General features: G+C 62.8%; 27 protein-coding genes and 3 pseudogenes. 15 read left to right on the top strand and 15 right to left on the bottom strand.

Going from position 1 to position 26930, the window contains the following annotated elements:
* The 3 genes and pseudogenes from IAE37_RS27175 to IAE37_RS27165 all read left to right on the top strand — a co-directional run.
* A pseudogene (locus IAE37_RS27175) lies at positions 1-1063 on the top strand (T6SS effector BTH_I2691 family protein); the annotation flags it as partial.
* 7 nt (positions 1064-1070) lie between these two features.
* Positions 1071-1964, top strand: coding sequence for a hypothetical protein (locus IAE37_RS27170; RefSeq protein WP_201178539.1), 894 nt, complete (start codon positions 1071-1073; stop codon positions 1962-1964).
* Positions 1961-2218: a PAAR domain-containing protein gene (locus IAE37_RS27165; protein ID WP_201178538.1), complete on the top strand. Its 258-nt coding sequence runs from the start codon at positions 1961-1963 to the stop codon at positions 2216-2218. The genes IAE37_RS27170 and IAE37_RS27165 overlap by 4 nt, the downstream gene beginning before the upstream one ends.
* Before the next feature lie 92 nt (positions 2219-2310).
* Here IAE37_RS27165 and IAE37_RS27160 read toward each other — a convergent pair whose 3' ends face one another.
* The 3 genes from IAE37_RS27160 to IAE37_RS27150 are packed head-to-tail and all read right to left on the bottom strand — an operon-like array spanning position 2311 to position 5909.
* Complete coding sequence (locus IAE37_RS27160) at positions 2311-3333, bottom strand: histone deacetylase family protein (RefSeq protein ID WP_201178537.1); 1023 nt, start codon at positions 3331-3333, stop codon at positions 2311-2313.
* Positions 3333-4574 carry a Zn-dependent hydrolase gene (locus IAE37_RS27155; protein ID WP_201178536.1) on the bottom strand — a complete coding sequence of 414 codons (1242 nt, stop codon included), beginning with the start codon at positions 4572-4574 and terminating at the stop codon, positions 3333-3335. The genes IAE37_RS27160 and IAE37_RS27155 overlap by 1 nt, the downstream gene beginning before the upstream one ends.
* A gap of 30 nt (positions 4575-4604) precedes the next feature.
* Positions 4605-5909, bottom strand: a complete 1305-nt coding sequence (locus tag IAE37_RS27150) for an MFS transporter (protein ID WP_201178535.1) — start codon at positions 5907-5909, stop codon at positions 4605-4607.
* A 237-nt stretch (positions 5910-6146) separates the two neighbouring features.
* On the opposite strand from IAE37_RS27150, the gene IAE37_RS27145 reads away from it, so the two are divergent.
* The gene (locus tag IAE37_RS27145; protein WP_201178534.1) at positions 6147-7055 is read left to right on the top strand and encodes a LysR family transcriptional regulator; all 909 of its coding nucleotides are present in this window, start codon (positions 6147-6149) and stop codon (positions 7053-7055) included.
* A 2-nt stretch (positions 7056-7057) separates the two neighbouring features.
* Here IAE37_RS27145 and IAE37_RS27140 read toward each other — a convergent pair whose 3' ends face one another.
* Both IAE37_RS27140 and IAE37_RS27135 read right to left on the bottom strand, forming a co-directional pair.
* On the bottom strand, positions 7058-7339 hold the full coding sequence (locus tag IAE37_RS27140) for a type II toxin-antitoxin system RelE family toxin (RefSeq protein ID WP_201178533.1): 282 nt from the start codon (positions 7337-7339) through the stop codon (positions 7058-7060).
* Positions 7329-7574 (bottom strand): type II toxin-antitoxin system Phd/YefM family antitoxin, encoded by a 246-nt coding sequence (locus IAE37_RS27135; protein WP_201178532.1) that lies wholly within the window; start codon positions 7572-7574, stop codon positions 7329-7331. Before IAE37_RS27135 ends, IAE37_RS27140 begins: the two co-directional genes overlap by 11 nt.
* A 162-nt stretch (positions 7575-7736) precedes the next feature.
* Between IAE37_RS27135 and IAE37_RS27130 the strand changes: the two are divergent.
* The 4 genes and pseudogenes from IAE37_RS27130 to IAE37_RS27115 form a co-directional block, all read left to right on the top strand.
* Positions 7737-7982 (top strand): annotated as a pseudogene (locus IAE37_RS27130) (WYL domain-containing protein); the annotation flags it as partial.
* 210 nt (positions 7983-8192) lie between these two features.
* Positions 8193-8807: a hypothetical protein gene (locus IAE37_RS27125; protein WP_201178531.1), complete on the top strand. Its 615-nt coding sequence runs from the start codon at positions 8193-8195 to the stop codon at positions 8805-8807.
* Complete coding sequence (locus IAE37_RS27120; protein ID WP_201178530.1) at positions 8804-9238, top strand: phage holin family protein; 435 nt, start codon at positions 8804-8806, stop codon at positions 9236-9238. Before IAE37_RS27125 ends, IAE37_RS27120 begins: the two co-directional genes overlap by 4 nt.
* The gene (locus tag IAE37_RS27115) at positions 9235-10041 is read left to right on the top strand and encodes a DUF3618 domain-containing protein (RefSeq protein WP_201178529.1); all 807 of its coding nucleotides are present in this window, start codon (positions 9235-9237) and stop codon (positions 10039-10041) included. Before IAE37_RS27120 ends, IAE37_RS27115 begins: the two co-directional genes overlap by 4 nt.
* Positions 10042-10087: 46 nt before the next feature.
* Here IAE37_RS27115 and codA read toward each other — a convergent pair whose 3' ends face one another.
* From codA to codB, 3 genes are read right to left on the bottom strand one after another with little or no spacing between them, the layout of a single operon-like run.
* On the bottom strand, positions 10088-11329 hold the full coding sequence (gene codA / locus IAE37_RS27110) for a cytosine deaminase (RefSeq protein ID WP_201178528.1): 1242 nt from the start codon (positions 11327-11329) through the stop codon (positions 10088-10090).
* Positions 11330-11335: 6 nt separating this feature from the next.
* Positions 11336-12553, bottom strand: coding sequence for a PucR family transcriptional regulator (locus tag IAE37_RS27105; protein ID WP_201178527.1), 1218 nt, complete (start codon positions 12551-12553; stop codon positions 11336-11338).
* On the bottom strand, positions 12550-13815 hold the full coding sequence (gene codB / locus IAE37_RS27100; RefSeq protein ID WP_201178526.1) for a cytosine permease: 1266 nt from the start codon (positions 13813-13815) through the stop codon (positions 12550-12552). Before codB ends, IAE37_RS27105 begins: the two co-directional genes overlap by 4 nt.
* Before the next feature lie 986 nt (positions 13816-14801).
* Between codB and IAE37_RS27095 the strand changes: the two genes are divergently transcribed.
* The 3 genes and pseudogenes from IAE37_RS27095 (at position 14802) to IAE37_RS28935 (ending at position 15596) form a co-directional block, all read left to right on the top strand.
* A complete protein-coding gene (locus IAE37_RS27095) occupies positions 14802-14993 on the top strand; it encodes a DUF362 domain-containing protein (RefSeq protein ID WP_328822779.1) in 192 nt (63 codons plus the stop codon).
* Between the two features lie 62 nt (positions 14994-15055).
* A pseudogene (locus IAE37_RS27090) lies at positions 15056-15283 on the top strand (D-serine ammonia-lyase); the annotation flags it as partial.
* Between the two features lie 127 nt (positions 15284-15410).
* On the top strand, positions 15411-15596 hold the full coding sequence (locus IAE37_RS28935) for a hypothetical protein (RefSeq protein WP_236410195.1): 186 nt from the start codon (positions 15411-15413) through the stop codon (positions 15594-15596).
* On the opposite strand, the gene IAE37_RS27085 is transcribed toward IAE37_RS28935, so the two are convergent.
* Positions 15532-16266 (bottom strand): hypothetical protein, encoded by a 735-nt coding sequence (locus IAE37_RS27085; protein ID WP_201178523.1) that lies wholly within the window; start codon positions 16264-16266, stop codon positions 15532-15534. The two genes, IAE37_RS28935 and IAE37_RS27085, sit on opposite strands and share 65 nt — an antisense overlap.
* 386 nt (positions 16267-16652) lie before the next feature.
* On the opposite strand from IAE37_RS27085, the gene IAE37_RS27080 reads away from it, so the two are divergent.
* Positions 16653-17024 (top strand): hypothetical protein, encoded by a 372-nt coding sequence (locus tag IAE37_RS27080; RefSeq protein ID WP_201178522.1) that lies wholly within the window; start codon positions 16653-16655, stop codon positions 17022-17024.
* 48 nt (positions 17025-17072) lie between these two features.
* Here the strand turns inward: IAE37_RS27080 and IAE37_RS27075 are convergent, their stop codons facing one another.
* Complete coding sequence (locus IAE37_RS27075; protein WP_201178521.1) at positions 17073-18254, bottom strand: MFS transporter; 1182 nt, start codon at positions 18252-18254, stop codon at positions 17073-17075.
* A 97-nt stretch (positions 18255-18351) separates the two neighbouring features.
* On the opposite strand from IAE37_RS27075, the gene IAE37_RS27070 reads away from it, so the two are divergent.
* Positions 18352-19242, top strand: a complete 891-nt coding sequence (locus tag IAE37_RS27070) for a LysR family transcriptional regulator (RefSeq protein ID WP_201178520.1) — start codon at positions 18352-18354, stop codon at positions 19240-19242.
* A gap of 24 nt (positions 19243-19266) precedes the next feature.
* Here the strand turns inward: IAE37_RS27070 and IAE37_RS27065 are convergent, their stop codons facing one another.
* Positions 19267-19728: a glycine zipper 2TM domain-containing protein gene (locus IAE37_RS27065; protein ID WP_201178519.1), complete on the bottom strand. Its 462-nt coding sequence runs from the start codon at positions 19726-19728 to the stop codon at positions 19267-19269.
* Between the two features lie 427 nt (positions 19729-20155).
* A complete protein-coding gene (locus IAE37_RS27060) occupies positions 20156-21043 on the bottom strand; it encodes an NAD(P)/FAD-dependent oxidoreductase (RefSeq protein ID WP_201178518.1) in 888 nt (295 codons plus the stop codon).
* A gap of 137 nt (positions 21044-21180) precedes the next feature.
* Here IAE37_RS27060 and IAE37_RS27055 point away from each other — a divergent pair, with 137 nt between their 5' ends.
* The gene (locus tag IAE37_RS27055) at positions 21181-21609 is read left to right on the top strand and encodes an Rrf2 family transcriptional regulator (RefSeq protein WP_201178517.1); all 429 of its coding nucleotides are present in this window, start codon (positions 21181-21183) and stop codon (positions 21607-21609) included.
* A 105-nt stretch (positions 21610-21714) separates the two neighbouring features.
* On the opposite strand, the gene IAE37_RS27050 is transcribed toward IAE37_RS27055, so the two are convergent.
* The 3 genes from IAE37_RS27050 to IAE37_RS27040 form a co-directional block, all read right to left on the bottom strand.
* The gene (locus tag IAE37_RS27050) at positions 21715-24129 is read right to left on the bottom strand and encodes a TonB-dependent siderophore receptor (RefSeq protein ID WP_201178516.1); all 2415 of its coding nucleotides are present in this window, start codon (positions 24127-24129) and stop codon (positions 21715-21717) included.
* A gap of 91 nt (positions 24130-24220) precedes the next feature.
* Complete coding sequence (locus IAE37_RS27045) at positions 24221-25150, bottom strand: FecR family protein (RefSeq protein ID WP_201178515.1); 930 nt, start codon at positions 25148-25150, stop codon at positions 24221-24223.
* Positions 25147-25668, bottom strand: a complete 522-nt coding sequence (locus tag IAE37_RS27040) for an RNA polymerase sigma factor (RefSeq protein ID WP_201178514.1) — start codon at positions 25666-25668, stop codon at positions 25147-25149. Before IAE37_RS27040 ends, IAE37_RS27045 begins: the two co-directional genes overlap by 4 nt.
* Before the next feature lie 202 nt (positions 25669-25870).
* Here IAE37_RS27040 and IAE37_RS27035 point away from each other — a divergent pair, with 202 nt between their 5' ends.
* A complete protein-coding gene (locus IAE37_RS27035; RefSeq protein WP_201178513.1) occupies positions 25871-26818 on the top strand; it encodes a 5'-nucleotidase in 948 nt (315 codons plus the stop codon).
* Positions 26819-26930: the final 112 nt, after the last annotated feature.

The following is a 26930-nucleotide window of genomic DNA, read 5'->3' as shown; positions in this document are numbered from 1 at the left end:
CGTGATTTCGCTCAAGTCCGCCTATAACAGCCTGCAGACCAGTAATGCGCCGGAGTATACGACCGGGTTTGCCGCTTCGATCTTTGGGGTGATAGGGGCCGCTTCGGCCACATTAGTCAGCATTCGGGCAACTCAAAAAGCGCTGATGTTGAGGTTGAGTTCAGCGGCGCCTGGAATGGCGTTCGGAAATGGGTTAATCAAGTATTTAGGAAGCAACCTATTCGCCCGCCTAACAGGCTATCCAGCTATATTTCTGGGTCTATTTTCAGATGCCAGCAAAGCATTCCGGCAATGGAATAACGGGGATAAGCTTAGCGCATCTCTCACAGTCTCTGCCGGAGCCATGACCGCTGCTGGATCATTCCTGATGCTCGAGGGTAGCCTTGCGATTGCTGGACCTACCTTCCTGATCCCGTTCGCTGGTTGGGCCGCTGCGGCTGTTGTGATAATCGCGAGCGCAGTGATGATTGGAGGACTTTATCTTCATTCCAAAGTAAATGAGCGCCTTCACTCCCCCATCGAGCTATGGGCAAGCCGAAGTATCTTCGGCACTCGTAAGAATGACGGAGAAGTCCGGAAAAACCTCAAATTGGACCATCACCGAAATCTCCCACCTTTTCCGAGCTTGACCGACGAAATCGCGAATTGGTACAACGAGTACTACTCGCCATTATTACTCAGCACTAGGACATTACACAGCCTGGGATTTAGCAAGCTACAAACCGGGTGGCAAGGTGAATTAGCCTGGAGCTACCCGAACTGGACGGTGGGCATGCCAAATGAAACGCCTGCGCAAGCTGAATCAGTAAAACTTACGATCCTATTGAAAGATTTTGTAATCAACCAGAGCTACTGGACAGCCACACTCAATATTCTCAAGGGCGGCAAACAGTATATCTCCACTCCGTCACCAACCGCTCACTTAACCCAATACGGGCTACTACTACACTTCGCCAGTGATGCAGCCGGAGTGGATAGCATTTCAATTACCTTGGACTACTTTCCCAATGCCGGTCTAAACGAAGCGGCATCATCACGCAAAAAAATATTATTGGAAAGGTAACCATCCCATGTCAGTGGCCTGGCTGTTCCAGCCTGATAAAAGCACTAAGCACAAGCCTATTATCACAGGGCAGGTCGCAGAGATATGCGATACGTATATCAGCCTTCGAAACCCCTGGGTGACGGACTCAGTATTTATGGGAAAACTATACACAGCCATGATGGTAGGATTCGCAATCTTCACCTATCCTGAAATATATAAACTGAAGTTAAACCTCCATCTGCACGAAGATATAATTTTCGCTCTACTGACCCTCTCTACGCCAGCAATATTTATTCCATTCATCGCCTATCGTATATATCTCATCAAAAACCTTTCAAATTTTTACCTTAATAGACATGCAAAGAAAGTCTATTATCTCCGAATACGAAAGCTCTTCAAGTTCAACTGGAGCACCATGAAAGGTGGCGTACTTTGCCGAACAGAGTTCGGCGGCTCCTCGTTCAGCACGATCTATGCATTGGCTTTCGCTCCTCCCCGGTCAGACGGCACCTTCCACCAAAAAGACTGCCTCTGGATCGACAGCAACGAACCCACCGACCCCGACATCAAACACGTAGCCGAAGTCTGGGAATACCTTCGCCACTTCATGGACCACGGCCCCGACAAACTCCCGCCCCCTGGCGAACCGAACTGGTGGCACAGACCGCTGCACGCCATCTGCCTCACCCCAGCAGAAGCCTGGCGCCACTATGCCCCCTGGCGTACCGGCGAGCCCGGCGAAATGCAAGGCAAGAAAAACTGGCAACTCCCTTTCTGGGCCGTGCTGTTCCCTTACAACTTCTCTCTCGCCGTCTGCTGGTATCTGCTGTGCCGTACATTCAACGTCCGCGCAGCCCCTCCGCCCTCGGAAGCCTTCGAAGAAGTCCCCATCAAACCAAGCAAAAGGAAACGCTCATGAGACCGATCGTATTGGTTGGCCATCGACACGATTGCCCCCTCCATGGCGAAGGCACCGTGGAAACCGGCGCCAGCGCCACCTTCGTCGACGGCAAGGCCGTCGCTCGCGTGGGGGACCGCATCAGCTGTGGGGCACGGATCGAAACCGGTGCCGAATGCACGATCATCGAAGGCCAGCCGGCGGCCAGGCAGGAGGATACCACCAGTCATGGCGGAACCTTGGTCGAGGGCGATCAGGGTTGGCTGATTGAATGAGAACTTAGGGACCGCGGCGCCTGGTTCGCGGGTAAACCCGCTCCTACAGGGCGACAGGCCGGTAGCAGTAACCCTGCAACCGGCCAATTTCTTCAGCGCCAGTCAGCCGGCTCGGCAAAGAACGCCTGGGCATTGGCCTCCAGACTCTCCAGGTGATACCCGCCCTCTTGCACGATCAGGCATGGCAGCCCCAACGCACGAATCCGCTCGCCCAGCGCAGCAAACCCAGCAGTGGTCACCGCCACCTTGGTCTGGGGGTCGAGCTCGTAGATATCGAAGCCCAGCGAAAGCACCAGCACTTCGGCACCGAAGTCTTCAACCGCCGCCAATGCCACGTCCAGCTGCGCCAGGAAATCGCCCTCGCTGGCGCCATGCGGCATCGGCAGGTTGATGTTGTAGCCCTCCCCGGCACCTACGCCGCGCTCATCGGCATGCCCCGCCACAACCGGATAGAAGTTGGTCGGGTCGCCGTGGGTCGAGACGTACAACACATCGTTGCGCGCGTAGAAGATCTCCTGGATGCCCTGGCCGTGGTGCATGTCGGTATCGAGGATCGCCACTCGGGCGTAGCGGCTGCGCAGCACCTGGGCGGCGACAGCAGCGCTGTTGATGTAGCAGAAGCCTCCGGCGGCATCGAAGCGCGCATGGTGCCCCGGCGGGCGGCACAGGGCGTAGGCGGCTGGCTCGCCGTCGAGAATCGCCTTGGCGCCGGCCACTGCACTCTGCGCCGACCAGTAGGCCGAACGCCAGGTGTTCTCGCCCACCGGGCAGCTGCCGTCGGCGAGGTAGCGCCCGGCCTGGGCGAGGATGCCACGCAGGGCGTTGGGCTCACGCACGAAGATGTTCGACATCACCTCGTCGCCCCAGTCTTCGGGCACTTCCTTCCAGCGCGCGTGGGCTTCTTCGAGGAAGGCCAGGTACGCCTCGCCGTGCACGGCTTTGAGCGGGTCCAGGCCGGCGTCGTCAGGCTGGCGGATGTCCATGCCGAGGGTCTTGGCGGCCTGCAGCAGGCGCTGGGCGCGCTCGGGGACTTCCTGCGGGGTGCGCATGGCGCCGCGCGAGTAGTAGCTGCGCGGATGGTGCAGCAGTTGTTCGGGGTGGAAGTAGCAACGCATCAGGCATCTCCTGGTTCGGCTTGGCCAGCGCGGGCCAGCACGGCATTGAGCAACACATCAGCACCCTGGCGGGCGTCGTCCTGCAGCACGTCTTCGGCTTCGTTGTGGCTGAGCCCGCCGACGCAGGGGATGAACACCATTGCGGTTGGGCAGTAGCGGGCCAGCAGGATGGCATCGTGGCCGGCACCGCTGACGATGGATTGCTGGCTATAGCCCAGGCCGTCGACGGCCTGCTGCACGGCTGCCACGCACTCGGCGTCGAACGGCGTCGCCGGGCTGACCCAGTGGCGCTCGATGCGCACCTGCAGGCCACGCTGGCTGGCAATCGCCTGCAGCGCCTGGCCCAGGTCGCGCTCCATGGCTTCGATGGCCTCGTCGCGGTGGTGGCGCAGGTCCACGGTAAAGCGCAGCTGGCCAGGGATGGTGTTGCGCGAGGACTTGACGATCGACAGCTCACCCACGGTGGTCAGCCCTTGCGGAGCGAAATCGGCGGCCAGTTGCTCCACCGCCTGGATCATCCGTGCGGCGCCGTACAGGGCGTCCTTGCGCAGTGCCATCGGCGTGGTACCGGCATGCGCCGCCATGCCTTCGACGGTGACGTCGAGCCAGCGGATGGCCTGCCCGCCGCTGACCACGCCGATGGACTTGGCGTTGTCCTCGAGGATCGGGCCCTGCTCGATGTGCGCCTCGAAGTAGGCATCGACTTTCCCACCCAGCGGGCGGCTGCCGGCATAGCCGGTGCGTTGCAGCTCGTCGGCGACACGGATACCGTCGGCGTCGCGAATCGCCAGGGCCTGGTCCAGGTCGAGGGTGCCGGTGAACACCGCCGAGCCGAACATGGCCGGGGTGAAACGGGCGCCCTCCTCGTTGGTCCATACCGCAATTTCCAGCGGCTTGCGGGTGGCGATGCCGAGATCGTTGAGGCGACGCATGACCTCCAGGCCCGCCAGCACCCCATACACGCCATCGAAGCGGCCGCCCTCGGGCTGGGTGTCGAGGTGGCTGCCCATCATGACCGGCGCGGCCTGCGGATCGGTGCCAGGGCGCCGGGCGAACAGGTTGCCGATGGCGTCCACCGACAGGCTCAAGCCCGCCTCGCGGCACCAGTGGCTGAACAGTTCACGCCCGGCCTTGTCCTCGTCGCTGAGCGCCAGGCGGCAGCTGCCCCCGCGCGCGGTGGCGCCCACTTCGGCCATGGCCATGAGGCTCGCCCACAGGCGTTCGCCATTGCTTTTCAACATGTACGGGTTCTCCATAGACAATCGGGTTGTTCAGGCCAGCTCAAGGCGCTGGCTGCGGGCATGCTGGCGGGCCAGGGCCAGCACGCAGACCAGGGAAATGCAGGCGATGACCGTGTAGAACAGCGCCAACGGCCACCATTGCCCGGTGAAGGTGTGCGCCAGCCAGGTGCCGATCAGCGGGGTGAGGCCACCGGCGATCGCGCCGCACACCTGGTACGCCAGGGAAATCGCGGTGTAGCGCACCCGGGTCTCGAACATGCCGCTGACGTAGCCGGCGATCACCGCATAGAACGAAGCCATGCAGGCCGCCGCCAGCGCGATGCCGACCACGATCAGCGGGCCTTGGCCGCTGCTGACCAGCACGAACATCGGGTATGGCGAGGCCATGGCCAGCAGCGCGACCAGGGCCAGGAAGCGCGTGGCGCCGAGTTTTTCAGAACACCAGGCGGCCAGTGGCTGGATGCAGAACTGGATGATCGCCACGAAGAACAGGCACTCGAGAATCAGCGAGCGCTCCAGGTGCAACTGTTGGGTGGTGTAGCTGATCATGAAGGTGTTGGTGAAATACACCCCGGCAATGCCCAGGGTGTTGGCGCCGATGCACAGCAACAGTGGGCGCCAAGCGGTGCGCAGCACCTCGAACACCGGAGCCTGTTCCTTGCGCTGGGCCTTGTGCGCAGCTTCGCGGCTGGCGAGGAACTCTGGCGATTCGTTGACGCCCAGGCGGATCGCCAGGCCCACCAGCAACAGCAGGGCACTGGCCAGGAACGGCACGCGCCAGCCCCAGCTCATCAGCTCGGCCTCGGGCAGGCGAGTCACCGCGCCGAAGGCCAGCAGCGAGAGGATCAGCCCGGCCGGGCTACCCAGTTGGGCGAACGAGGCGAAGAAGGTGCGGCGGCCCTTGGGGGCGTGTTCGCCGGCCATCAGCACCGCCCCGCCCCACTCGCCACCTACGGCGATGCCCTGGACGACGCGCAGCAGAATCAACAGCACCGGCGCCGTAGCGCCAATCTGCGCGTAAGTCGGTAGCAGGCCGATGCACACAGTGACCACGCCCATCATCAGCAGGGTGATGACCAGGGACTTCTTGCGGCCGATGCGATCGCCCACATGGCCGAAGATGATGCCGCCCAGCGGGCGGGCGAAGAAGCCCACGGCAAATGTGCCGAATGCCGCCATGGTGCTGAACAGGCTGTCGTCCGAAGGGAAGAACAAGGCGCCGAACACCAGAGCGGCGGCGGTGGCGTAGATATAGAAGTCATACCATTCGATCATGGTACCGATGAACGCGGCGGCGGCAGCGCGGCGCGGTTGGGGCGAAGCGGCTGGCTTCATGGTGGCTCCCTTGCTTTTTTTTCTGGCAGGAGTGAATAGGTCGTGGGGCGCTCTGATGGCGCCTGGTCGAGGGACAGTGGTGGCTTCTTCGCCGCTGCGATTCACCCGCGAAGAACCCACCGCCGATCATCAGGCAAACCCGTCTCGATAAGACCGATTTTTCGGCCCAGGGCTATGATTAGTCAATTTTCTATTTATTATTCGCACTATTAGCCACGCTTATCATCGAGCCCCATCATGTCCGACCGCCTGCTCAACGACCGCCTCGACTGGAACCTGCTGCGCACCTTCCGGGTGATCGGCCAGGAGCTGTCCATCAGCCGCGCCGCGGCCCGCCTGCACCTGACACAACCCGCCGTGAGCCAGGCCCTCAAGCGTCTCGAGGAACAGCTCGGACGCCAACTGATCGCCCGCCGCGGCCCGCGCTTCGTGCTTACCGAGGTGGGTGAGCAACTGTTCGCCCTGGCAGGTGAGGTATATGGGCAGATGTCGCAGATCGGCGGCCTCTTGGAGCAACCCGCCGACGAAGTGGTGGGCAAGGTCCGCCTGCTGATGATCAGCCGTATCGTCAACGAACGCCTCGACGAGTTCCTCGCCAGCTTTCATCGTCAGCACCCGCGGGTGGAATTGCAGATCGACGTGATGCGCAGCTCCGACATCGTCGCCGCACTGCAGGAGAAGACCGCCACCGCCGGGCTGAGCCTCAACCGCAAGGCCCAGACCCGCCTGGAACAACGGCTGTTCCAGCGCCAACGCTATGCGTTTTTCTGTGGCCGCCACCACGCCCTTTTCGGTTGCCACGAAGGCGACTTGCAGAAGGAGAACTTCGTCAGTTTCACCAGCGACCAGATTGGCGGCATGCTCTCGCCGCTGACCATTTTCCGCGATCAGCAGGGGTTCTCCGGGCGCATCGTGGCCTCGTCACCAAGCCTCGAGGAAGTACGCCGGCTGGTGATCGCCGGCTACGGCATCGGCTGCCTGCCCGAGCATGTGGTGGCTGAGGATGTGACGGCGGGCTTGCTGTGGAAGCTGCCGCCGCTTGAGGGCATCGCCGATGTCGATATCCACCTGCTGTGGAATCGCGATCAGCGCATGAGCCGGGCGGAAAGCGTGTTTATCGAAGCGTTGCAGGGGAGTCTGGATTGACCCTAACGCTTTTGCGCAGAGAGATAGACTTCACTGCGCTCGCGCTTGCCTACAGCCACTACCATCACCACCACCCGTTCATCGAAGACCTTGTACACCAGGCGGTAGCCGCTGGCTTTGAGCTTGATCTTGTAATGGTCAGGTAGTTCACGAAGCGCATCTGCCTGTATGCGCGGGGCACGCAGACGCTCACCGAGCTTTTTCTTGAACTGCTCGCGCACCGTGTGGCCGAGCTTCTTCCATTCTTTCAGCGCAGAGGGGACAAACTCGAGTTCATAAGTCATCCAGACTCACTGCAACGCTTTGCTCATCTGCTCGCGATTTGGCTAGTTGGATCAACTCGAGGTCATCCAGGCGCTCCATCATGGCTTCGTAGAGCTCCGCTGGCACCATGTAGCCCATGACCCGATTATGGTTGAGCACTGCAACAGGCATCCCTGCGGCACCGGTCATGACGGCGGTTGGGTTTTTCTTCAGTTCCGAGACGCTGACAGCAACGTCAGCAAAGATGCGTTGCATGATCTAGCCCTCTATTCAGGACGATATTCTGGTCTTTAAATGTCGTCATTTCAAGCCCGAAACCTCAACCGATTTGGATCCAGTCGCCTGCCGAGGTATGCTAACAGATAGCCATATGCCACTATTTCGCACCAAGGCCACCAGACCCTCAAGGACGAGCTCGTGCCCAGCAATACCACCCGCCACACCATCGCCCGTCAGTGGCAGTTGCTCAAGCTGCTGCCCGCGCGACATCCCGGCCTGAGCAGCACGCAACTGCAGGCAGCCCTGATCAAAGCCGGCTACAAGGCCAGCAAACGCACGGTGGAGCGCGACCTCAACGACCTTTCCCAAGTGTTCCCGCTGCACTGCAACAACAAGGGCATGCCATACGGCTGGCATTGGCAACCCGGCCTGAGCCTGGGCGAACAACTGTGCCAGCACCTGGCGCTCGACGAGGCCTGAGCGCAAACGTGCGGCCATGACCCAAATGTTTTGAACGCCGAAAAACCTCGCGCGATTTGTTGAGAAATAGCCATAAACGTCAATTATCCATCCGAATGAACTCCCCCGCTTGCAGCCCCGTCACCTGAGATGAGCCGGCCCGTGCCGGTTATCCACTCATCGAGGGAGACGACCATGGACAGCACCGATCGCACCACTCCGGGCTCAGCGCCGCCCGGCAGTACCCAGGACCACCTGCACAGCATCGCCGACGAGGCCGGCGCGCTGCTCGACGAGACCAAGGCCCAAGGCGCCGAGCAGTACGATCACTATCGTGACGCCGCCGCCGAGCAACTCGACTCACTCAAGCAAGGCGCGCAGTCGGCGGCCGAGGCGTTGCAGGACAAGGACAGCCTCGGCCTGTCGCAATACCTGGCACAAGCCGCCGAATGCCTTGGCAGCTTTGCCGAACAGGTCCGCCATCAGAGCGCCGAAGACCTGCTGCACAAAGGCTCGCGCCTGGCCCGCGACAACCCGGGGCTGTTTCTGGCCGGCAGCGTGGCGATAGGTTTCGGCCTGTCGCGCTTCCTCGGCGCCAGTGCCCGGCATGCCACAGCGGATACTGGCCCCACCCCGCCCCCGGCCTACGGTGCGAGCGAACCCTATCACTCGACCCCGCCTACACCCGACCGCTCCAGCGACGTCTCGACCCGCGAACCCTTCACCCCGGTAGACCCGCTGGAACTCGGCACCCACACCCCGACCGCCGACACTCCGCTGCACCGTGATCCGCTCAAAGGAGGTGAATGATGAACCATGACCCACTCAAGCCCATCCCGCCGAGCCCGGCCCCCCACGTCGATGACCAACTGGGCGTCGGCGGCCTGCTGCGCCAGCTGATGCGCGAGGTGCCCGAGCTGTTCACCAAGGAGCTGGCGCTGGCCAAGGCCGAGCTGCAGCACAACCTCAACACCCTCAAGGCCGGTACCGCCGCAGTCGCCGGCGGTGCGATCGTGCTGTTGGCCGGTTTCATCATCCTGCTGCTGGCAGCGGTCTACGGCCTGGCCACGGTGGTCGCGCCGTGGCTTGCCGCGCTGCTGGTCGGCGGCATCACGGTCATCGTCGGTTTCATCATGCTGCAATCGGGCAAGAAGCAGTTCGAGCCGTCGCACCTCGCGCCCGATCGTACCTTGCATGCCATGCAGCAGGACAAGGAAACGCTGAAGAGGAAGCTGCCATGAGCACATCATTCGAACATGAAGCGGAAAAAAGCCCGGACACCCTCGAACAGGAAATCAATGCCAAGCGCGACCGCATCAGCGACCTGGTCGACGCCCTGGAACAGCGTCTGAGCCCCGGCCAGCTGGTGGATCAGGTGCTGGCCTACAGCAAGGGCCATGGCGGCGAGTTCTGCCACAACCTGGGGGTCACGTTGAAGAACAACCCCGTTCCGACTGCGCTGACCACCCTCGGCCTGGCATGGCTTGCCATCAACCAGAATCGCCCATTCAACCCAGGCCCGGCGCATCATGGCCCAGGACTTGGAGAAAAGCTGGGCGATGCGGTGGACAGCGTCAAAGGCGCTTTCGCCCAGGCCGGCGACAAACTGCACGACGCCACCGACAACCTGCGCGCCAAGGCTCATGATCTGAGCGACAAGGCCAATCGGATGGGGCACGACGCCCGTGACTCGGTCAACGGGACAGCCGACGACCTGCGCCATCGCGCACAGGCGGCAGGTGATCAGGTCAGCGCGCTGAAGGGTCAGGTCGATCATCTGCTCAAGGAGCAGCCGCTGGTACTCGCCGCCCTGGGCATCGCATTGGGCGCCGCGCTGGGTGCCGCGCTGCCCTCCACGCGCAAGGAGGACCAGCTACTGGGTTCGGCAAGCGACCGGGTGACCGACAGCCTCAAAGCCAATGCTCAACAGGCCACGGACACCCTCAAACAGAGCCTGGAGCCGGCCATGGAGCAGCCGGCGAACACCGTTGGCGCGCGACCAACGGACACGGATCTGTCCGCTGGCCTGGGCTTTCGCGAGTGACCCTCAGGGGTGGCCCTGGCAAGCCTGGGCCGCCCCTGCGGGTTCCTTACGCGAAACGTTCCACCTGGGCCGGGGTGCGGCGCATCAGCACCTTGCCATTGCGCACCGACACCAGGGCATGCCCCTGGCTGCGAATCATCTCGTAGTCGTCGGCTGCCGACAGCACCAGCAGGTTGGCCGGGCGGCCCACCTCGATGCCGTAGCGCTCGCCCAGGTTGAGGGTGCGAGCGCTGTTGTCGGTGATCAGGTCCAGCGAGCGCTGGATGTCTTCGTAGCCGAGCATGTGGCAGATGTGCAGGCCAGCTTCCAGCACGCGCAGGATGTTGCCGTTACCCAGCGGGTACCACGGGTCGACGATCGAGTCCTGGCCGAAGCAGACGTTGATCCCCGCACGGTCCAGCTCAGCCACGCGGGTCACGCCACGGCGCTTGGGCCAGGTGTCGAAGCGCCCTTGCAGGTGGATGCTTTCGGTCGGGCAGGAGACGAAGTTGATGCCCGAGCGCTTGAGCAGGCGGAACAGCTTGGAGCAGTAGGCGTTGTCGTACGAGCCCATGGCCACGGTATGGCTGGCGGTTACCTGGGCGCCCATGCCACGGACACGGGCCTCTTCGGCCAGCACTTCGAGGAAGCGCGACTGTGGGTCGTCGGTCTCGTCGCAGTGCACGTCCACCAGGCAGCCCGTGCGCTCGGCCAGGTCCATGAGGAACTTGATCGACGACACACCCTGGTCGCGGGTGTTCTCGAAGTGCGGGATGCCGCCGACCACGTCGGCACCGAGGGCCACGGCCTCGGTCATCAGAGCGCGGCCGTTGTCATAGCTTTCGATGCCCTCCTGGGGAAAGGCGACGATCTGCAGGTCGACCAGGTGACGCACCTCGTCACGCACTTCGACCATGGCCTTGAGCGCAGTCAGGGTCGGATCGGTGACGTCGACGTGGGTCCGCACGTGCTGGATACCATGGTCCACCAGCATGCCGATGGTCTTGGTGGCGCGGGTCTTGATGTCCTCATGGGTGGTCATGGCCTTGCGCTCGGCCCAGCGCTCGATGCCCTCGAACAACGTGCCGCTCATGTTCCAGGCGGGCTCGCCGGCTGTAAGCGTGGCATCGAGGTGGATGTGCGGCTCCACGAATGGCGCAGTCACCAGGTTCTGCCCGGCGTCGATGTCGCTGTCGGCAGCCGCCACGGCCACGTCCGGTTGGGCATGGATGGCGGCGATGCGCTCACCGTCGAGTTCGATGCGGTACAGGCCAGGTTTGCCGCGCAGGCGGGCGTTGATAATGTTCATCAGGCGTTACTCCTTGTTGTTCGCTTCGGTCATGCGCCAGATCAGCAGCGCCACCGAGGCGTTCATGCGAAACAGCGGGTCGTCCAGCGACAGCCCGCTCAATTGTTCGATACGTTGCATGCGTTGGTTGATGGTATTGCGGTGCAGCCCCAGGCGTTGTGCGGCACGTTGGCCATTGCCGTTCTCGGCGAGCAAGGCATCGAGGGTGTGCAACAGCGCGTGGGGATGTTTGCGCCCGGTCTCGATCAATGGGCCGAGGGTCTGGGCGACGAAGGCGTCGATCACCGTACGGTCGCCGATGCCCTGCAGCAGGCGCAGCACACCCAGTTCGCTGAAGTCGCAAAGCCCACTGGCTGGGCGCAGGTCCTGGGCCACTTCCAGTGCCTGGCGCGCCTCGTTCATGGCCTGGCGGTAATGGGCGCAGTCGTTCACGCTGGTCGACAGCCCCATGAACACCTGCATCTCCCCCGCCGGCGCCGCCAGCTGCCGATGCAGTTCAGCCAGTAGCCCGCGCAGGTCGGCCTGGTCAGGCAGCAGGAGCACGAACAGATCACCCGGTAATTGCGCGGTCAGCGCTCCCGGAAGGCGGCGGCACCAGGCCTCCAGGTGCTCTTCGAGCGCCTGCCGGGCCTGTTGCCACAAACGCTCGCCCTGCTCCGGGCCGTGCCGCTCGAACAACCCGCTCACCGCCGCCAGGCGCAACGCTACCAGGCGTCGTGGCTCGTCCAGGGGCAATTGCAGGTGTGCCGCACGCTGGCGGGCGATGGCCAGGCTGGGGTAGTCGCCGCTGAGCAACTGGCCGAGGATATCGTGGCGCGAGCGCCGCGCCTGGGCCATCTGCACCAACGCCGTGCCGATCAGGTGGGTGACGACGACCATCTTCAGCGCATAGGGTTGCTCGATCAGCGGCAGGCCCAGTTGTTCGGCGCGCTCGATCACCTTGGGCGGGATGCGCTGGATGTAGCATTCGCCGGTGAGGATCACCAGCCCGGCAATGCCCACCGCGTCGCCATCCTCGACCAGGCGCAGCAAGTTGCCTTCATCGCGCGGGTGGTTGATGCCGGTGACGAACACCAGCTCGCCGCCCATCACCCACTCGGCGATGCCTTCGTTTTCCGCCACGTAGGGCCAACGCACCGTGCGCTGCAGGTTGCGCGCACCGGCACGTACGGCCATGGCCTCGAGCCCTGGCAGGCTCAGCAGCTCCTCGACGGCCAGGCTCACGACTCAGCAGGCTCCTGCGCCACGAAACGGCCCTGCCCGGTCAGCTCGAGCAAGAGGATGTAGCACAACGCCGAAGCGCCGATACCCACCAGCGGCGCGACCCAGGGCGACCAATAGGCAAGCACCGCGCCCACGGCATAGGCGACCAGGCCGATCAGGTTATAGCGCGGCAGGCGCACCGCAGCCAGGGTCGGGTAACGACCGCGATGGCGGTAGGTGAAGTCCGCCATGATCACCCCGCCCACCGGCGGAATGATCGAGCCCAGCAGCACCAGGAACGGAATCAGCATCTCGTACATGCCGCCCACTGCCAGGACGATGCCGACACCGGCGGCGGCCAGGGTCATGCTGCGGCGGCGCTCGCTGCGCAGCAGATGGCAGGCGGCCGCCGAGACGTTGTAGATGGTCGGACCCTGGATGGTCCAGAGGTTCAGGCAGAGCATGATCACCGCCGCGAACGACAGGCCCTGGAGGATCATCACTTCGACGATGTCGGCCTGCTGGTAGACCATCGCGCACCAGGCCCCGGCCACCACCATCAGGCCGTTGCCGAGCAGGAAGGCGACGATGCTGGCGGTCACCGCCACCCGCCCGCTGCGCGCCAGGCGCGTCCAGTTGGTGGCCTGGGTGGCGCCGCTGGCGAAGGTCCCGAAGACCATGGTCACCGCCGCCGAGAAGCTCATCGCCTCGTGCGGCACCAGCGCCGCCAGTTGCTGCAAGCCGCCTACGTGGTTGGTAGCGAGCACCATCGAGATCACCAGCAACACGAACATCAGCGGCACCGACACCCGCGACAGCAGGTCCAGGCCCTTGAAGCCAATGATCGCGGTCAGGCTGAAGCCAAGGCCGAACAGCACCATCAGCGGCACCGTGAAACCCTCGCCCAGGCCGAGCATCTTCACCAGCACGATGGCCACCGTGGCGGTGCCCCAGGCGTACCAGCCGAGCTCGGCGAAGCCGAGGATGAAGTCGGACAGCCGGCTCCCCGCCTCACCGAAACAGAAGCGCCCCATCAATACGGTGTTGAGGCCACTGCGCGAGGCGATGAAGGCCAGCGCCGCGGCATACAGTGCAAGCAGGCTGTTGCCGATGGCGGCGATCCACAGCATGTCGACGAAGTTGAAGGCCATGCCGAGCTTGCCGCCGGCGAACATGGTGCCAGTGAAGAAGGTGAAGCTGAACAGGACCATGGCGATGGGCAGCAGGCCCTTGCGTGCGCTCACGGGCGCTTCGGTCAACGGGAATTCGCTGGGGGCAGTCATTTCGAAAGGAGCTCCGGGTGGAAGGTGGAGCAGCTACAGCAATATGCGGGCCGATTTGCGGGCGGGAAAGCGGTGGAGCAAAAGCGGGCGTTAGGCATGATTTTTTATGTGCAGAGTGCACTTATCTGACTGGGATAGGAGCTTCTGGGTGTGCTTTTTACCCTATTTTGAGGCGCCGCGCACCAACACAGGTCAAGCCGCGAGCGATTGCGCGAGGCTTGCGATGAAAAGTGCAATGGGTGTCACCCCTTCATTGATCAACAGCAGTATTAGCGCCCGCTGAGCAAGGCTCTGCTCCTGCGTACTCACGCGCAGAAGGCGGGCCGAGCAGATGGGACTATTTCTATTTCCTTTGGGGAGCTGGCCGAACTGATAAAAATGCCAGTAGCCGCTTGTATAACCCTGCCTGAGAATAGGGCGTAGCTGGACGATAGCCTTGCTATCAGGGGAGGTGCAGGTCAGGGTCGAGAGGCTGAGGCAGCAGAGCAGTGTGTATATTGTTGGCGAGCAGCTAATCAGCACTTCATTGAAGGCCAAACTGTCACGTTTCCAAAGGCAGGCTTCTTTAACTCCAGCCAAGCGTAATTACAAGGCAGTTCTGTCAGCAGCAGGATCACATTCATTGACAATTTACGCTGTCGAAATGTGGGTTGGTAAGTCGACTGAATGGAGGTGCGTATGCATGCGAAAAGTGGTGATGGTGAACTTGTCCGCCTCTCTCGGCGTGAATACATATGGAGAGAGGACGGTAAGTCACTGAAGAGACTTACCCAGGAAGCCCTACCTGTCGCTGAACAGCTGTGGGTGGATAGAAGCCGGACACTGTCTGGAAACTATAGGTGGGTCAAGCCTGAAGGCAGTGTGAAGCAGGGGTACTGGTTGCGCGATGAAACCAACTCATCGCCTACCGATTTTGATTTGGTGTGGGTCTGTAGTATTCCAGCCAACAAAACGCTAGGTGGCGGCTGGATCAATAGTAAGGCGCTATGAGGGATAGAATCATGTCCTATGAAATCGTAGAAGAATGTATAGCTTGTGGGGCTTGTGAAAGTGAATGCCCGGTAGACGCTATCGCGCCGAAAGATAACATTTATGTAGTGGATGCTACCGCCTGCATCGATTGTGGAGCATGTGCAGGTGTTTGCCCAGTTGAGGCTGCCAGAGAAAAAAGTGACTAGGCTCTGTACGAACAGTCTTGAGACGTAGGTCAGGCTGTTTTCGACGCGGCAGTTGTTTCTCGGCCTGGGAGCAGGAAGGCATCAAGCTCGAACCCTCGGCGCTGGCGGGGATACCTGGCATGGTCGAGGTCATCAGGTCCAGCGATTACCTGGACCGCATGGGGCTCACTGACCAACAGTTGCACAACGCCACGCACCTGGCCTGGGGCACAGGCGGGCGCATGGTGCCGGACGATGAGTTCGACGGCTGCCTGGCCAAGGGCCGAGGGCAGAAATCGAGCGATCGCTGACGGGCGCGGACGACGCGATGGCGACCTGCAAACATGACCATTCATCGGGGATCGATCGATGCAGGTGAGTTCCTCGCCACAGCTGGCAGTCAGCTATCAGGAAGGCGGCAAAGCAAAGGAGGACCGTATGAGCCTTGCGATGACCCTTTTCAGCCTGATCAGCGCTTGGCTGGCCGTGGCGTTGGCCATGTTATGGGGAGTACTGCGAATCGCCCGGCGCCATCAGCGCGCCGAGACCAACCAGGTAGTTAGCGAGCGGCCGCCGGCGAACGCTGCCGGGCGAGGCAGGCATAGCCCAGCCCCAGCACGCTGAATAGCAGCATACCGAGCAGCACCATCAACTCGCGGCTATAGCGCGCTACCAGCGCAGGGAAGCCCTTGAACTCGCGATAGACCTGGATATCGGCGACACCGTCGGCGTGGCTGATGCCGATTCCGCCCTGGCGAATCTGCGAGTAATCGGCATCGAAATAGACCCAGACCTTGCAAGCGCCACCCGGCTCGATGGTGGGAATTTCCACCAGGGCCGTAGCGGCATCGGGAATGGTATCGTTGCCCTGGGCGTCGCGCACCTGCACCAGGCCCTTGGCCGGCAAGCGGATCTTGATCTCCCGCACCGGTGCTTCGCCGGTGTTATGCAAGTCGATCAACAAACCGGTGCGATGGTCCACCAGCCCAGCCTCGAAGGGCTTGGCGAACAGCTGCGCGTAGGGCGCCTGGGCGAGATCGACCAGGCGATCGACCTGTTCGGGCCCCAGCCGGCCCTGGCCGACGGCGTTGATGCGCGGACGCAACTGCTCGTACTTGAGCTGCTCGCTGGCAGTACTGATCCGCTCGCTGAACTGGCTGGGATAGGTGAGATAGGAATAGGTCAGTGCAGCCTCTAGGCGCGGGCGGCTGACGAACACCGAATAGACGACCACGAGCACCGTCAGGCCAAGCAGCACGGCTACGAGGAGTTTTCCCACTTTGTCCCAGCTCAAAGGCGGTTTCCTTCTGGTCGTTTTCAAGCGGCCCAAGGGTGCCAATTTAGCGGCGCAGAGGCAAGGCCCAGGCGCTGGCCGCCGACCACACTCCCCCTCGCATGACCATCGCCCAGCAGTGTAGCTGGGCTTCCCATCCGCTTGCCCGCACTGTTACCTCACCCGGCAACTTTTGTATTGTACGGCGCCTTGCCGATCAGCAGGCTGTTCGAGCTGCTGCCATTGCTGCAACCCCATATCAATGACTGGATGGCCCTGGATGAGGCTGTAGGCACGAGACAGTGGCGGCGAAGTCGCGAATGTAGAACTTTTTCAATTTTCCGGGTCTATGTACATGCCCATGAAAATTGGCTAAGTCCTTAATTTGCAAGAGGTTGTCTTCGCCTATGAAATTCCATGTCCCCCGGATGGTGCTGTTTGGCCTGTTCGCGTTCGCGGCAGTGGGTTCGGCGTCAGCCACGCAGATGCATGTTTCGAACCCTGCCCTGGCGGCCAAGCCGGCCAGCGTACAGGCCCCTGCCAACCCATGGCCGAGCATGGCCAGCATTGCCAATGGCCACACCGGGCCTCTGCTGGCCCACGATGACCGCTACCAACATGACCATCGTTGGGATAACCGTCGGGAAGAGTGGCGCCGCGAACAATGGCGCCGCGAGCAGCATCGTCGTCAAATGGAGCGCCAGCGCGAGTGGGAGCGCCGTCATCACCGGGCGATGGAGCATCGCTACGACGATGCGCACCGGCATTACCGTCGCTGAGCAAACCTCACCAGCCCGGGCACGACCCGGGCTGTCCACCACGAAACCTCAGGCCACTGCGCCGGCCTTGCCTGCCGCCACTGCACTGCGCGAGCGCCAGGCAAAGCCCAGCACCATCAGCAAACCCAGCGCCGCCATCGCCGCACCCGCGAACGAAATCGCCGGATACCCCAGCCCGGCGTTGATCACCGCGCCACCCAATGCGGCACCCACCGCGTTGCCCAGGTTGAACGCACCGATATTCACCGCCGAAGCCAGGTTCGGCGCATCCTTGGCAGCTTCCATCACGCGCATCTGCAACGGTGGCACCAGGGCGAAGCTGGCGGCGCCCCAGACCAGGATCGCCAGGGCGGTCGCCACCGGCCAGCCCATCAGCAGTGGGAACACCAGCAATACCGCGATCAGCACCACCAACGAAACGATCAACGTGCGGTCGATCGAGCGGTCCGCTGCCTTGCCACCCCACATGTTGCCCAGGGTGAGCCCCACCCCGAACAGCACCAGCATGCCGGTGATGAAGCCGGTCGATGCATGCGCCTGGTCATGCAGGATCGGCGCGATATAGGTGAACACGGTGAACATCGCGCTGGAACCGACTACGGTCAGTGCCAAGGCCGCCAATACCGGCCCACGGCCCAGCACGCGGATCTCAGCCATGGCGCCCTCGCCTTTTGGCGAAGGCACGTTCGGCAACGCGTACCAGAGCGCCGTCATCGCCACCAGGCCCAAGCCGGCAATGCCCCAGAACGCCGTGCGCCAGCCGAACAGCTCACCGAACCAGGTCGCCAGCGGCACGCCGCCGATGGTGGCCAAGGTCAGGCCCATGAACATCGCGGCCACGGCACCAGCACGTTTCTCGGGCGGCACCACACTGGCCGCCACCACCGCACCCACGCCGAAGAACGCGCCATGGTTGAGCGAGGTGACCACGCGGGCCAGCAGCAGGCTCAGGTAATCACTGGCCACGGCGGACATCAGGTTGCCCAGGGTGAAAATGGCCATCAGGCCGATCAACAGGTAGCGCCGCGGAATCTTCACGGTGGCCAAGGTCATCAGCGGCGCACCGATCAACACGCCCACGGCGTAGGCACTGACCAACAGCCCAGCGGCGGGAATCGACACCCCCAGGCCAGTGGCGATACTGGGCAACATGCCCATGGGCGCGAACTCGGTGACGCCGATGCCGAAGGCACCGATGGCAAGCGCGATGAGAGGTAGGTTGATACGCATGGCAAACAGCTCCTTATCTATGCGGCGAATGCTACGATCAGCGTTTTCAAAGCACTAGATCACGTCGGCGACAATCACCTTTGCGCAAGAGGCACAAATGGACTACAACGGGCGATCCGGGGAGATGGCGGTTTTCGTGAAGGTGATGGATGCGGGAAGCCTGTCGGCCGCAGCGCGGGAACTGGGCCTGACGCCCTCGGCGGTCAGCCGCATCATCGCCCGCGCTGAACAGCGGCTGGGCAGCCGGCTGCTGCTGCGCACCACCCGGGCGATCACCCTGACCACCGAGGGTGAGGCCTACCTGCGAGGTGCCCGGCGTATTCTGGCGGACATGGACGAAGTCGAGCAGGCCATTGCCGACCAGAGGGTGCCGAGGGGAAGGTTGCGGGTCAGCGCGGCGCTGGGCCACGGCAGGCTCACGGTGGTGCCGCTGGTGGCGGCGTTCAGCGCGCTATACCCGGAGGTGGTGGTGGATTTGTCGCTGGGCGACGAGGTGGTCGACATCCTGGGGGGCGAGGCGGATGTCGGAATACGCTTCGGCGACCTGCCGGACAGCTCGTTGAGCGCCCGCTGCATCGGCGAAACAGGTCAGGTGGTGGTGGCCTCGCCCGACTACCTTGAGCGCTGCGGCGTGCCCCGTCAACCCGAGGACCTGGTCAAGCATAACTGCCTGCGCTTCAATTTTCGCCGTGCCTCGCCCGATTGGCCGTTTCACCGCGATGGCGAGGCGTTCGCCATCAAGATCAACGGCAACATCGCCTGCAGCAGTGGCGAGGCTTTGGCGCAGCTGGCCAGGCTTGGGGCCGGTATTGCCCGCATCGGTGCCTTCACCGTGGTCGACGAACTGCGCAGCGGCAGCTTGGTCCCGGTACTGGAGGACTTCAACCCAGGCGACAAGGAACCGATCCACGCCGTCTTCGTCGGGGGCCCGGCGATGCCGGCGCGGGTGCGAGTGTTCGTGGACTTCCTGCTGGCGCAGCAGCATTGAGCGCCAGCCCGGAAGTGGCAGCCGTCATAGCGTCACGCGGTGGTTGCCATTGACGCTCATGATGCGCACCCGGTCGCCGACCCGCATGATCTGGCCATCGACTTCCTGTACGTAGGCCCGAGTGGCGCCGCTGTCTTCGCGTACGACGATTTCCACACCTTGGGTACGGGTCATGCCCTGTTCCATGGCCGACCCCGCAGCGCCACCAGCAACTCCGCCTAGCACGGTAGTGATCATGCTCCCCCGGCCACCGCCGATCGAGCTGCCGGCAAGTCCACCGACCACGGTGCCAGCCAGGGCGCCGACCGGGGTGCGCGTACCTTCGATCTGCACCGGCCGCAGCGATTCGATGGTGCCCATGCGCACGGTCTGCACCGAGCGGGCGTCATTGCGCGAATAGGATGACCCGGACAGGTTCGATGCGCAGCCGGTCAGCAGCGCGGCGCTGGTAAAAAGAGCAGTCAGGAGCAGAAGTGGACGTTTCATGATCGCAACCCCGCAAGGTTTTCTAAAGGATTGCGCACAGCTTAATGGGCAAGGCCTGAACGGAAATTGAACCGTGGCTGAACCGTAGCTGAACGGCAAGCGTCGTACCTCAACGGGGCCAGGACGGCCCCACCAAAGTTTGGCGCAAGCTGGGCAGATCGCCTAAGCGAAGTTCGGGGCGACGGTGCCTTCGCGGTCGAGCAGTAGCGCGCCGAGCGCATGGCGGGCATCAGCACGGGGGAGTCTTCCCCAGGCTGAACGCCTGTGAAGTGTCCAACTGCCTTGCGCTGGCGCCTGGGCGAAAGTGCAGCCAGCGGTCATGGCCCGTATCAGGACGAAACACTTGTGCATGAGGGCTCTCGCGTGACGGGTCACGGCTACCGACGGCGGGCGCCGGGCAAACGTTCACTCCGCATAGCCCGATGCGCTAGCGGAAGATCAACGAGTGGTGCGCAGCCGCACCGGTGCGAGCGCCATCGCCGACCGCGATGGCCACGTTGCCCGCTGCCACGGCAGCATCGCCACAGGCAAATACACCGGGCACGCTGGTCTCGCGCAGGGCATCGACCTTGATGAAGCGCCCCATCGGCCCATCCTCGAAGGCGCAGCCAAGGGCCTCGGGCAGTGGGCTGGCCATCTGCGTACGCGGCTGGGTGAACAACCCGGCCAATTCGACCACCCGGCCACTGACCAGGGTGACATCGGCACGCTCGCCGCTCAGCGCCACCACCGCCTCGTGCTCCACCTGCACACCGCGTCGTCGAAGCTGCGCCAGTTGCGCGTCATCGGGGGCGAAAGCGCCATTGAGGAACAAGGTGGTCGGCCCCCAGTCAGGCAGCATCATGGCGTGATGCATGGCCACCGGAGCGGCAGCCAGTACACCGATGGGGCCGCCGTCCAGTTCATAGCCGTGGCAGTACGGGCAATGGAACACGCTGCGGCCCCAACGCTCCTGAAGCCCAGCCACCGCTGGCAGCTCGTCGATCACACCCCCTGCCAGGATCAGGCGAAGCCCGCCGTATTGCTGGCCATCGGCGGTCGTGACCACGAACCCATCGCCCGTCTTCGTGGCCGTCACTGCCAGTTGCTCGTGCCATTGCACGGTCGGGTAGACGAGCAGCTGCTCTCGCGCTTCTCGCGCAATCAACGCAGGGCTGCGCCCGTCCTGCCCGAGAAAGCCGTGGGAATGGTCGGCAAAGCGGTTGCGCCGGTTGCCTGCATCGATGACCAGCACCTTGCGCCGTGCCCGCGCCAATTGCATGCCTGCCGAGATGCCCGCGTAGCTGCCACCGATGATGATCACTTCATGCATCACTTTACTCTCCCAAGGCCCATGGCCCGACGTGTGAGCTCATGACACAACGTAAGTTACATGAAGGCCGGACGTCAACGATCTTGTAACTTTTGTTGTTTCGTGTGAGTCTGGCCATGTCTCCAGCTGAGCCGCACCCAATGAGAAATGACACCCGTCTGTCACGCATGCTGCATGTACTGATCCACATGGCGCGGCACGAAAAGCCAGCCACCTCGGAGGCCATCGCGCAGATGCTCGGTACCAACCCGGTGGTGGTGCGCAGGACCATGGCGCTGCTCAGGGAGCAGGGCTACGTGAGTTCGGTGAAGGGGCACCACGGTGGCTGGACCCTGGCCAAGCCGTTGGCGGACATCACCTTGCTGGATATCCACCGGGCGCTGGGCGGGGCGTCGATCTTCGCCATCGGGTTATCGACGGATCACCCGCAATGCCTGGTGGAACAAGCGGTAAATGCCGCGCTGACCGATGCCTTCGATGCGGCGCAGGCGTTGCTGCTGGAGAAGTTGGCGAGCGTGACGCTGGAGGTTTTGGCGGAGGAATTCGAGGGGCGGTTTCAGGCGTTGTAGCGTGCCGGTCGTGGGCCACCTTGGATGGCACGGGTTGCACCCGCGAACACGGGCGAAGCCCGTGCATGGGTGCAACGCCATCGACAGGCGGCAGTCACACGCCCATCAGAACCGATACTCCATGCTGGTCATGAAGTTACGCGGCTCGCCATACACCACCCAACTGTCGGCATACCCGTAGTACTTCTTGTCGAACACGTTGTTGACGTTGAGCTTCACGCTCAGCTCGCGGGAAACATCGTAGCGGGCCATCAGGTTGACCAAGGCGAAGCTGCTCTGCGTAAAGGTATGCAGGTCCTGGCCATACTTGCTCTGCCAGTTCACGCCACCGCCAACCGTAAGCTTGTCCAGCGCACCGGGCAAGCGGTAGCTGGTGAAGGTCTTGACGCTGTGACGCGGGATGTTGGTGACGATGCGCTGGTCATCCTGGTCAGTACTGACGCTGTAGGCATAGCCCGCCATGGCCTGCCAACCCTCGGCCAGCTCGCCATCCAGCGACAGCTCGACACCCTCGGTAGTGGTGCCCTGTTCCAGGGTGTAGATATCCGGTGCACGCAGGTATACCGCCAGGTTGTCCTGCTCGATCTTGAACAGCGCCAAGCTGGCATTGAGCTTGTCGTCGTTGAAGCTGCCCTTGATCCCCACTTCGTACCCTACGCCTTCCTGCGGATCCAACGCCTTGCCATTCACATCCTTCATCCCGTACGACTGCGGGTTGAAGATCTTGGTGTAGCTGCCGTACACCGACCAGGTGTCGTCCAGGTCGTACACCAGGCCCGCGTAGGGCAGGAAGATGCCGTGACGATTCTGGCTGTCCTTGGTCGAGCCGTTGCCGTAGCTGACGTTCTCGCTTTCGCGCTTCCAGTCGGTGACGCGGCTGCCGAGGATCAGGTGGGTGTTGTCGGTCAGGTGCAGGCGCGTAGTCAGGTAGGCTGCGTATTCGTTCTCGTCGATCAGGCTCTTGCCCACCGGCGTGGTATCCGGTTGCGGGCCGCTGCCGTCCCAAGTGAAGAAGTTGTCGATGGTGCCGACGTAGCCAGTCCACGGGCCATACCAGCCGCCCCGCTCAGGGGTGTGTTCGCGATAGCGCGACAATGTGGTGCCCACGATAAGCTCATGCTCGCGGCCGAACAGGCTGAAGGGGCCAGTGACGTAGGCGTCCACGGTATCCTGACGCGGTGTGCCGGTCCAGCGGTTGGGATACAGGTAGGCACCCGCGCCGGTCTGCTGGTCGATGCTGCCGTTGAGGTAGTTGGTCAGCTGGTCGAACGAGTTTTGCGTGTGGCTGAGCTCGACCTTGGCCATCCAGCCATTGTCGAAGGTATGCTCGATGGAGCCGAAGGCGTTGGTGACCTTGCGGTCGTAATAGGCCCAGTCCGGCGAGCTGTTGGTCGAGCGGGAGAAGTCGGTTTTCTGGCCGTTGCTGAAGTACACCGGAAAGCCTGCCCGCACCGGCGAGTTGGTGTGGGTATTGGCGTAGCTGAAACCCAGGGTCAGCAAGGTCGACTCCGACAGGTCGAACTCGGTGATGCCATACACCAGTGACGAATCAGAGGACATGCGGTCGACCCAGGAGCCCTGGTCCTTGTAGTCCACGACCAGGCGCCCGCGCACGTTGCCCGTTGCAGTCAACGGCCCCGAGACGTCGAAACCCACACCGTAGCGATCCCAGTTGCCAGCCTCGGCGGTGACGCTGACCTGCGGCTCGAAGGTCGGCCGTTTGCGTATCAGGTTGATGGTCGCCGACGGCGTGCCGGTGCCGCTGATCAACCCGGTCGCGCCACGCACGATCTCGACCCGGTCGTACATGGCGGTGTATTGGGTAGAGTTGTCGATGCGCGACGAGGTCGGCACGCCATCGATCTCGAAGTTGTTGATCTGGAAGCCACGGGACCAGTAGGTGTTGTTTTCCGCACCGATGCTGGTGTGCGAGGCAGTGATGCCTGGGGTCTGCTCCAGCACTTCGTTGAGCGTGGTGAGCTTCTGGTCGTCGAGCCGTTGGCGGGTCATCACCGTCAGCGACTGTGGGGTTTCCTTCGGCGTGAGATTGAGCCGCGTCGAGCTGCTGGACGAGTACGTAGTGTACAGCCCGGTACCTTCGGTGGTCGAGCCCGGCGCCTTGCCGGAGATGCTCAGGGTGTCGAGCTGCACGCTGGTGCCTGCTACCGCCGGCAAGGTGACCACGAAGCTGCTGCTGTTCGGCTGGCCCAAGCGGGCATCGGTGCCAGAAATCAGGACGCGGATGGCATCGCCTGCGCTGAACTGCCCCTCCACGGGCGAAGAGAAAAGCCCTCTGACTTCGCTGGCATCGTAGATCACCTGGAAGCCACTCTGCGCACTGAAGGCATCGAGCGCATCGGCGAGGGGCTGCGACGCAATATGAAAGCTCAAACGCTGACTGTGCACCGACTGCCCACCCGCCTCGGCGGCCACTACCGGTAACGCCGTGAACAGGCTGGCAACGAGCATGGCATTGGCCAACGGACGACGGCTGAAAACAAAACTGCGTGGTTGCTGCATGTGGTCTCCCCAGAAAGTTGCGAATGCAAATATTTCTTATGTGTGGGGTGTGACGCAGCAGAACGCGCAATCCCCGCGCGCGGCGAAAATATTATCGAACGATCAACAAGTGCCCCAGCAAGGCATGCGCTTGCAGTTGCTGGGTCGCGAGCAAGGCGTCCAGCGCGCTGTCGGCCCGGTCGAGGTTGAAACTGCCACTGACAAGGCGTTCGCCGATCTGTTCGTCGAGCAGCACCAGCCGCTGGCCGCGATAGCTGGCCAACTGTTGCAGCACCTGGCGCAATGGCACGTCACGCACCCGCAACTGACCGCTGCGCCAGGCCAGCAGGCGCTCGGCGTCGACCGGGTGGGGCGCCTCGATCCGGTTGCCATGTACCGCCAGCCGTTGGCCCGGTGCCAGCAATTGGTGTTGTGCAGGCGTGCTGACCTGGACCCGGCCGCTGAGTAGCACCACCTCATCGCCCTCGGTTTGCCGGCTGACCGAGAAGCGCGTGCCGAGCACCTCGACGCGGGCATCGTCGACCTGCACCTCGAACGGCCGGCCGTCGTGCACCACGTCGGCGAACAAGCGGCCTTGGCGCAGACGCACACTGCGGGTGCTGCCTTGCATATCGACATCCACGGCGCTGTCGCTGTCCAGCCACAAGGTCGAGCCGTCGTCGAGCAGCACCTCCCTGCGCTCACCGGCCACCGTGGCATAGTCGCTGCCCAGGGTGTACAGCCCTGAGGCCGACCACACGCCTGTCAAGGCTGCCAGCACCAGGCTGGCAGCCACCGCATAGCGCGGCCAGCGCGAACGTTGTGCGCGCACTCGCTCGGTTCGACGTACCCGCTGTGCAGGCAGCTCAAGGGTTTGCCACAGTCGCTCCACTTCGGCATAGGCGCGGGCGTTGTCTGCAACCTCTCGCCAGGCGGCAAACGCTGCGCGCGCATCTTCACCCACATCGTCGGCACGCAGCCGGGTGAACCAGTCCAGGGCCTGTTGGTGGGCAAGGGAGGCGTGATCAGGGGAAGCAGTCATGGCGATTCGTTCTTGATGCCCGCATTCAAGGCCGCAGCTGCACAGTGGCTCAGGGCTTTGTTCAGGTGTCGCTCGACAGCCCGCGCATCGATGCCGAGGCGCGCGGCGATGTCCTTGTAGCTCATTTGCTCGACCCGAGCTAGCAAAAACACCTCGCGGGTGGGTGACGGCAGCCCCTCGATCAGCCGCTCCAGGTGGGCCAGTGTATTGCTCGCCATGGCACTGCGCTCGGGGGTGGTATCGGTTTGCAACTGCTCCAGGGCCTGCTCGTCGTTCACCCCACGGACCTGGCTGCGGCGGGCATGATCGATGCTGAGGTTGGTAGCGATCCGGTACAGAAACGCGCGCAGGTTGCCGACCTTGCCGTGCTCACTGTGCATCAGCCGCACGAAGGCATCCTGCAACAGGTCGCGGGCGGTTTCGCGGCAGCGTACCTTGCGGGTAAGGAAGGTCAGCAGTTCATCGCGATGACGCTGATAGAGCAGCGTCAGGCTGCGGGCTTCCTGGTCGTCGGACATGGGAGAGAATGCAAATATGGGGAGGTCGAGACAGCGATGCTATCGTTAGTGAGAATTGTTAACAACTGTTTTCAGGCGTGCTGAGCAGACACGATCGCGTCGCAGGTCGTGGTTCAAACCTGTGTCGCAGATGGCAGCAGCGGGCGAGCGGGTGGCCTGACTTTGGCTGGACGATTAGCCAAAGGAATCGCAGAATACCTTCATGCCCTACCCCATCGAAGAAAAACTCGTCGTCGGCGTCGCCTCCAGCGCCCTGTTCGACCTCACCGTCTCCGACGACATCTACCAGTCCCAGGGCGTCGAGGCGTACCGCCTGCATCAGGAGCAGAACCTCGACGAACCGTTCCCGCGCGGGGTCGCATTCCCCTTCATCCGCCGTTTCCTGAGCATCAATAAAGCCTTCCCCAAGCAGCAGCCAGTGGAAGTGGTGCTGCTCTCGCGCAACTCGCCGGAAACCGGCGTGCGAGTGTTTCGCTCGATCAAGCATTACGGACTGGACATCACCCGCGCCGCGTTCATGTCCGGGCGCTCTCCATACGAATACATTCCCGCCTTCAACGCTTCGCTGTTTTTGAGCGCCCACGAAGGCGACGTGCAGCGCGCCATCGATGCCAGCTACCCGGCAGGCCTGGTGCTGCCGACGCGTATCTACGATGACGAGATCGATACCGAGTTGCGGGTGGCGTTCGACTTCGATGGGGTGATTGCCGATGACGAAGCGGAGAGCGTGTACAAGCAGCGCCTCGACCTGGAGGAATTCCAGGCCCACGAGCACGCCCGCAAGGCCATTCCTCACCAGCCGGGGCCTTTGGCCGACCTGTTTCGCAAGCTGGCATCGATTCGAGCGCTGGAGGATCGCCAACTGGCGGAGGACCCGAACTACCAGCGCATCCTGCGCATCGCCATCGTCACGGCGCGCAACGCGCCTTCCCATGAGCGGGTGGTAACGACCTTGAAGAACTGGGGCGTTTCGCCGGACGAGTCGTTCTTCCTCGGCGGAATGGAAAAGCACCGAGTGCTACGTATTCTGAAACCGCATATGTTCTTCGATGATCAGCGCAGTCACCTGGACTCGGCGGCGGGCGACCTGCCGATGGTGCATGTGCCGTTCGGGGTGGCGAACAAGATACCGCCAGGGCAAGTGGGCTGACGCCCGCCATCACCTGGCGGGCGACCTGGAACCTGCGAGGATCAGCGAGGCCCGCCGCCACCGCCACCCATGCTGTGGCCGCCACCGAAGCCGCCACCCCCATGGCCACCAC

The organism is Pseudomonas sp. S31 (genome assembly GCF_016648105.1).
Lineage (GTDB): Bacteria > Pseudomonadota > Gammaproteobacteria > Pseudomonadales > Pseudomonadaceae > Aquipseudomonas.
The sequence above is the reverse complement of the archived record's forward strand: the minus strand, read 5'-3'. Positions and strand labels throughout refer to the sequence as shown.

Coding starts and splice junctions, on each gene's coding strand:
- IAE37_RS27135 (WP_201178532.1), bottom strand. CDS start 7,574: ATGCAACGCATCTTTGCTGACGTTGCTGTCAGCGTCTCGGAACTGAAG.
- IAE37_RS27115 (WP_201178529.1), top strand. CDS start 9,235: ATGAGCACATCATTCGAACATGAAGCGGAAAAAAGCCCGGACACCCTC.
- IAE37_RS27070 (WP_201178520.1), top strand. CDS start 18,352: ATGGACTACAACGGGCGATCCGGGGAGATGGCGGTTTTCGTGAAGGTG.
- IAE37_RS27150 (WP_201178535.1), bottom strand. CDS start 5,909: ATGAAGCCAGCCGCTTCGCCCCAACCGCGCCGCGCTGCCGCCGCCGCG.
- IAE37_RS27170 (WP_201178539.1), top strand. CDS start 1,071: ATGTCAGTGGCCTGGCTGTTCCAGCCTGATAAAAGCACTAAGCACAAG.
- IAE37_RS27040 (WP_201178514.1), bottom strand. CDS start 25,668: ATGTCCGACGACCAGGAAGCCCGCAGCCTGACGCTGCTCTATCAGCGT.
- IAE37_RS27095 (WP_328822779.1), top strand. CDS start 14,802: ATGAGGGATAGAATCATGTCCTATGAAATCGTAGAAGAATGTATAGCT.
- IAE37_RS27050 (WP_201178516.1), bottom strand. CDS start 24,129: ATGCAGCAACCACGCAGTTTTGTTTTCAGCCGTCGTCCGTTGGCCAAT.
- IAE37_RS27165 (WP_201178538.1), top strand. CDS start 1,961: ATGAGACCGATCGTATTGGTTGGCCATCGACACGATTGCCCCCTCCAT.
- IAE37_RS27155 (WP_201178536.1), bottom strand. CDS start 4,574: ATGTTGAAAAGCAATGGCGAACGCCTGTGGGCGAGCCTCATGGCCATG.
- IAE37_RS27140 (WP_201178533.1), bottom strand. CDS start 7,339: ATGACTTATGAACTCGAGTTTGTCCCCTCTGCGCTGAAAGAATGGAAG.
- IAE37_RS27045 (WP_201178515.1), bottom strand. CDS start 25,150: ATGACTGCTTCCCCTGATCACGCCTCCCTTGCCCACCAACAGGCCCTG.
- IAE37_RS27055 (WP_201178517.1), top strand. CDS start 21,181: ATGAGAAATGACACCCGTCTGTCACGCATGCTGCATGTACTGATCCAC.
- codA (WP_201178528.1), bottom strand. CDS start 11,329: ATGAACATTATCAACGCCCGCCTGCGCGGCAAACCTGGCCTGTACCGC.
- IAE37_RS28935 (WP_236410195.1), top strand. CDS start 15,411: ATGAGCCTTGCGATGACCCTTTTCAGCCTGATCAGCGCTTGGCTGGCC.
- IAE37_RS27080 (WP_201178522.1), top strand. CDS start 16,653: ATGAAATTCCATGTCCCCCGGATGGTGCTGTTTGGCCTGTTCGCGTTC.
- IAE37_RS27125 (WP_201178531.1), top strand. CDS start 8,193: ATGGACAGCACCGATCGCACCACTCCGGGCTCAGCGCCGCCCGGCAGT.
- codB (WP_201178526.1), bottom strand. CDS start 13,815: ATGACTGCCCCCAGCGAATTCCCGTTGACCGAAGCGCCCGTGAGCGCA.
- IAE37_RS27035 (WP_201178513.1), top strand. CDS start 25,871: ATGCCCTACCCCATCGAAGAAAAACTCGTCGTCGGCGTCGCCTCCAGC.
- IAE37_RS27145 (WP_201178534.1), top strand. CDS start 6,147: ATGTCCGACCGCCTGCTCAACGACCGCCTCGACTGGAACCTGCTGCGC.
- IAE37_RS27160 (WP_201178537.1), bottom strand. CDS start 3,333: ATGCGTTGCTACTTCCACCCCGAACAACTGCTGCACCATCCGCGCAGC.
- IAE37_RS27065 (WP_201178519.1), bottom strand. CDS start 19,728: ATGAAACGTCCACTTCTGCTCCTGACTGCTCTTTTTACCAGCGCCGCG.
- IAE37_RS27120 (WP_201178530.1), top strand. CDS start 8,804: ATGATGAACCATGACCCACTCAAGCCCATCCCGCCGAGCCCGGCCCCC.
- IAE37_RS27075 (WP_201178521.1), bottom strand. CDS start 18,254: ATGCGTATCAACCTACCTCTCATCGCGCTTGCCATCGGTGCCTTCGGC.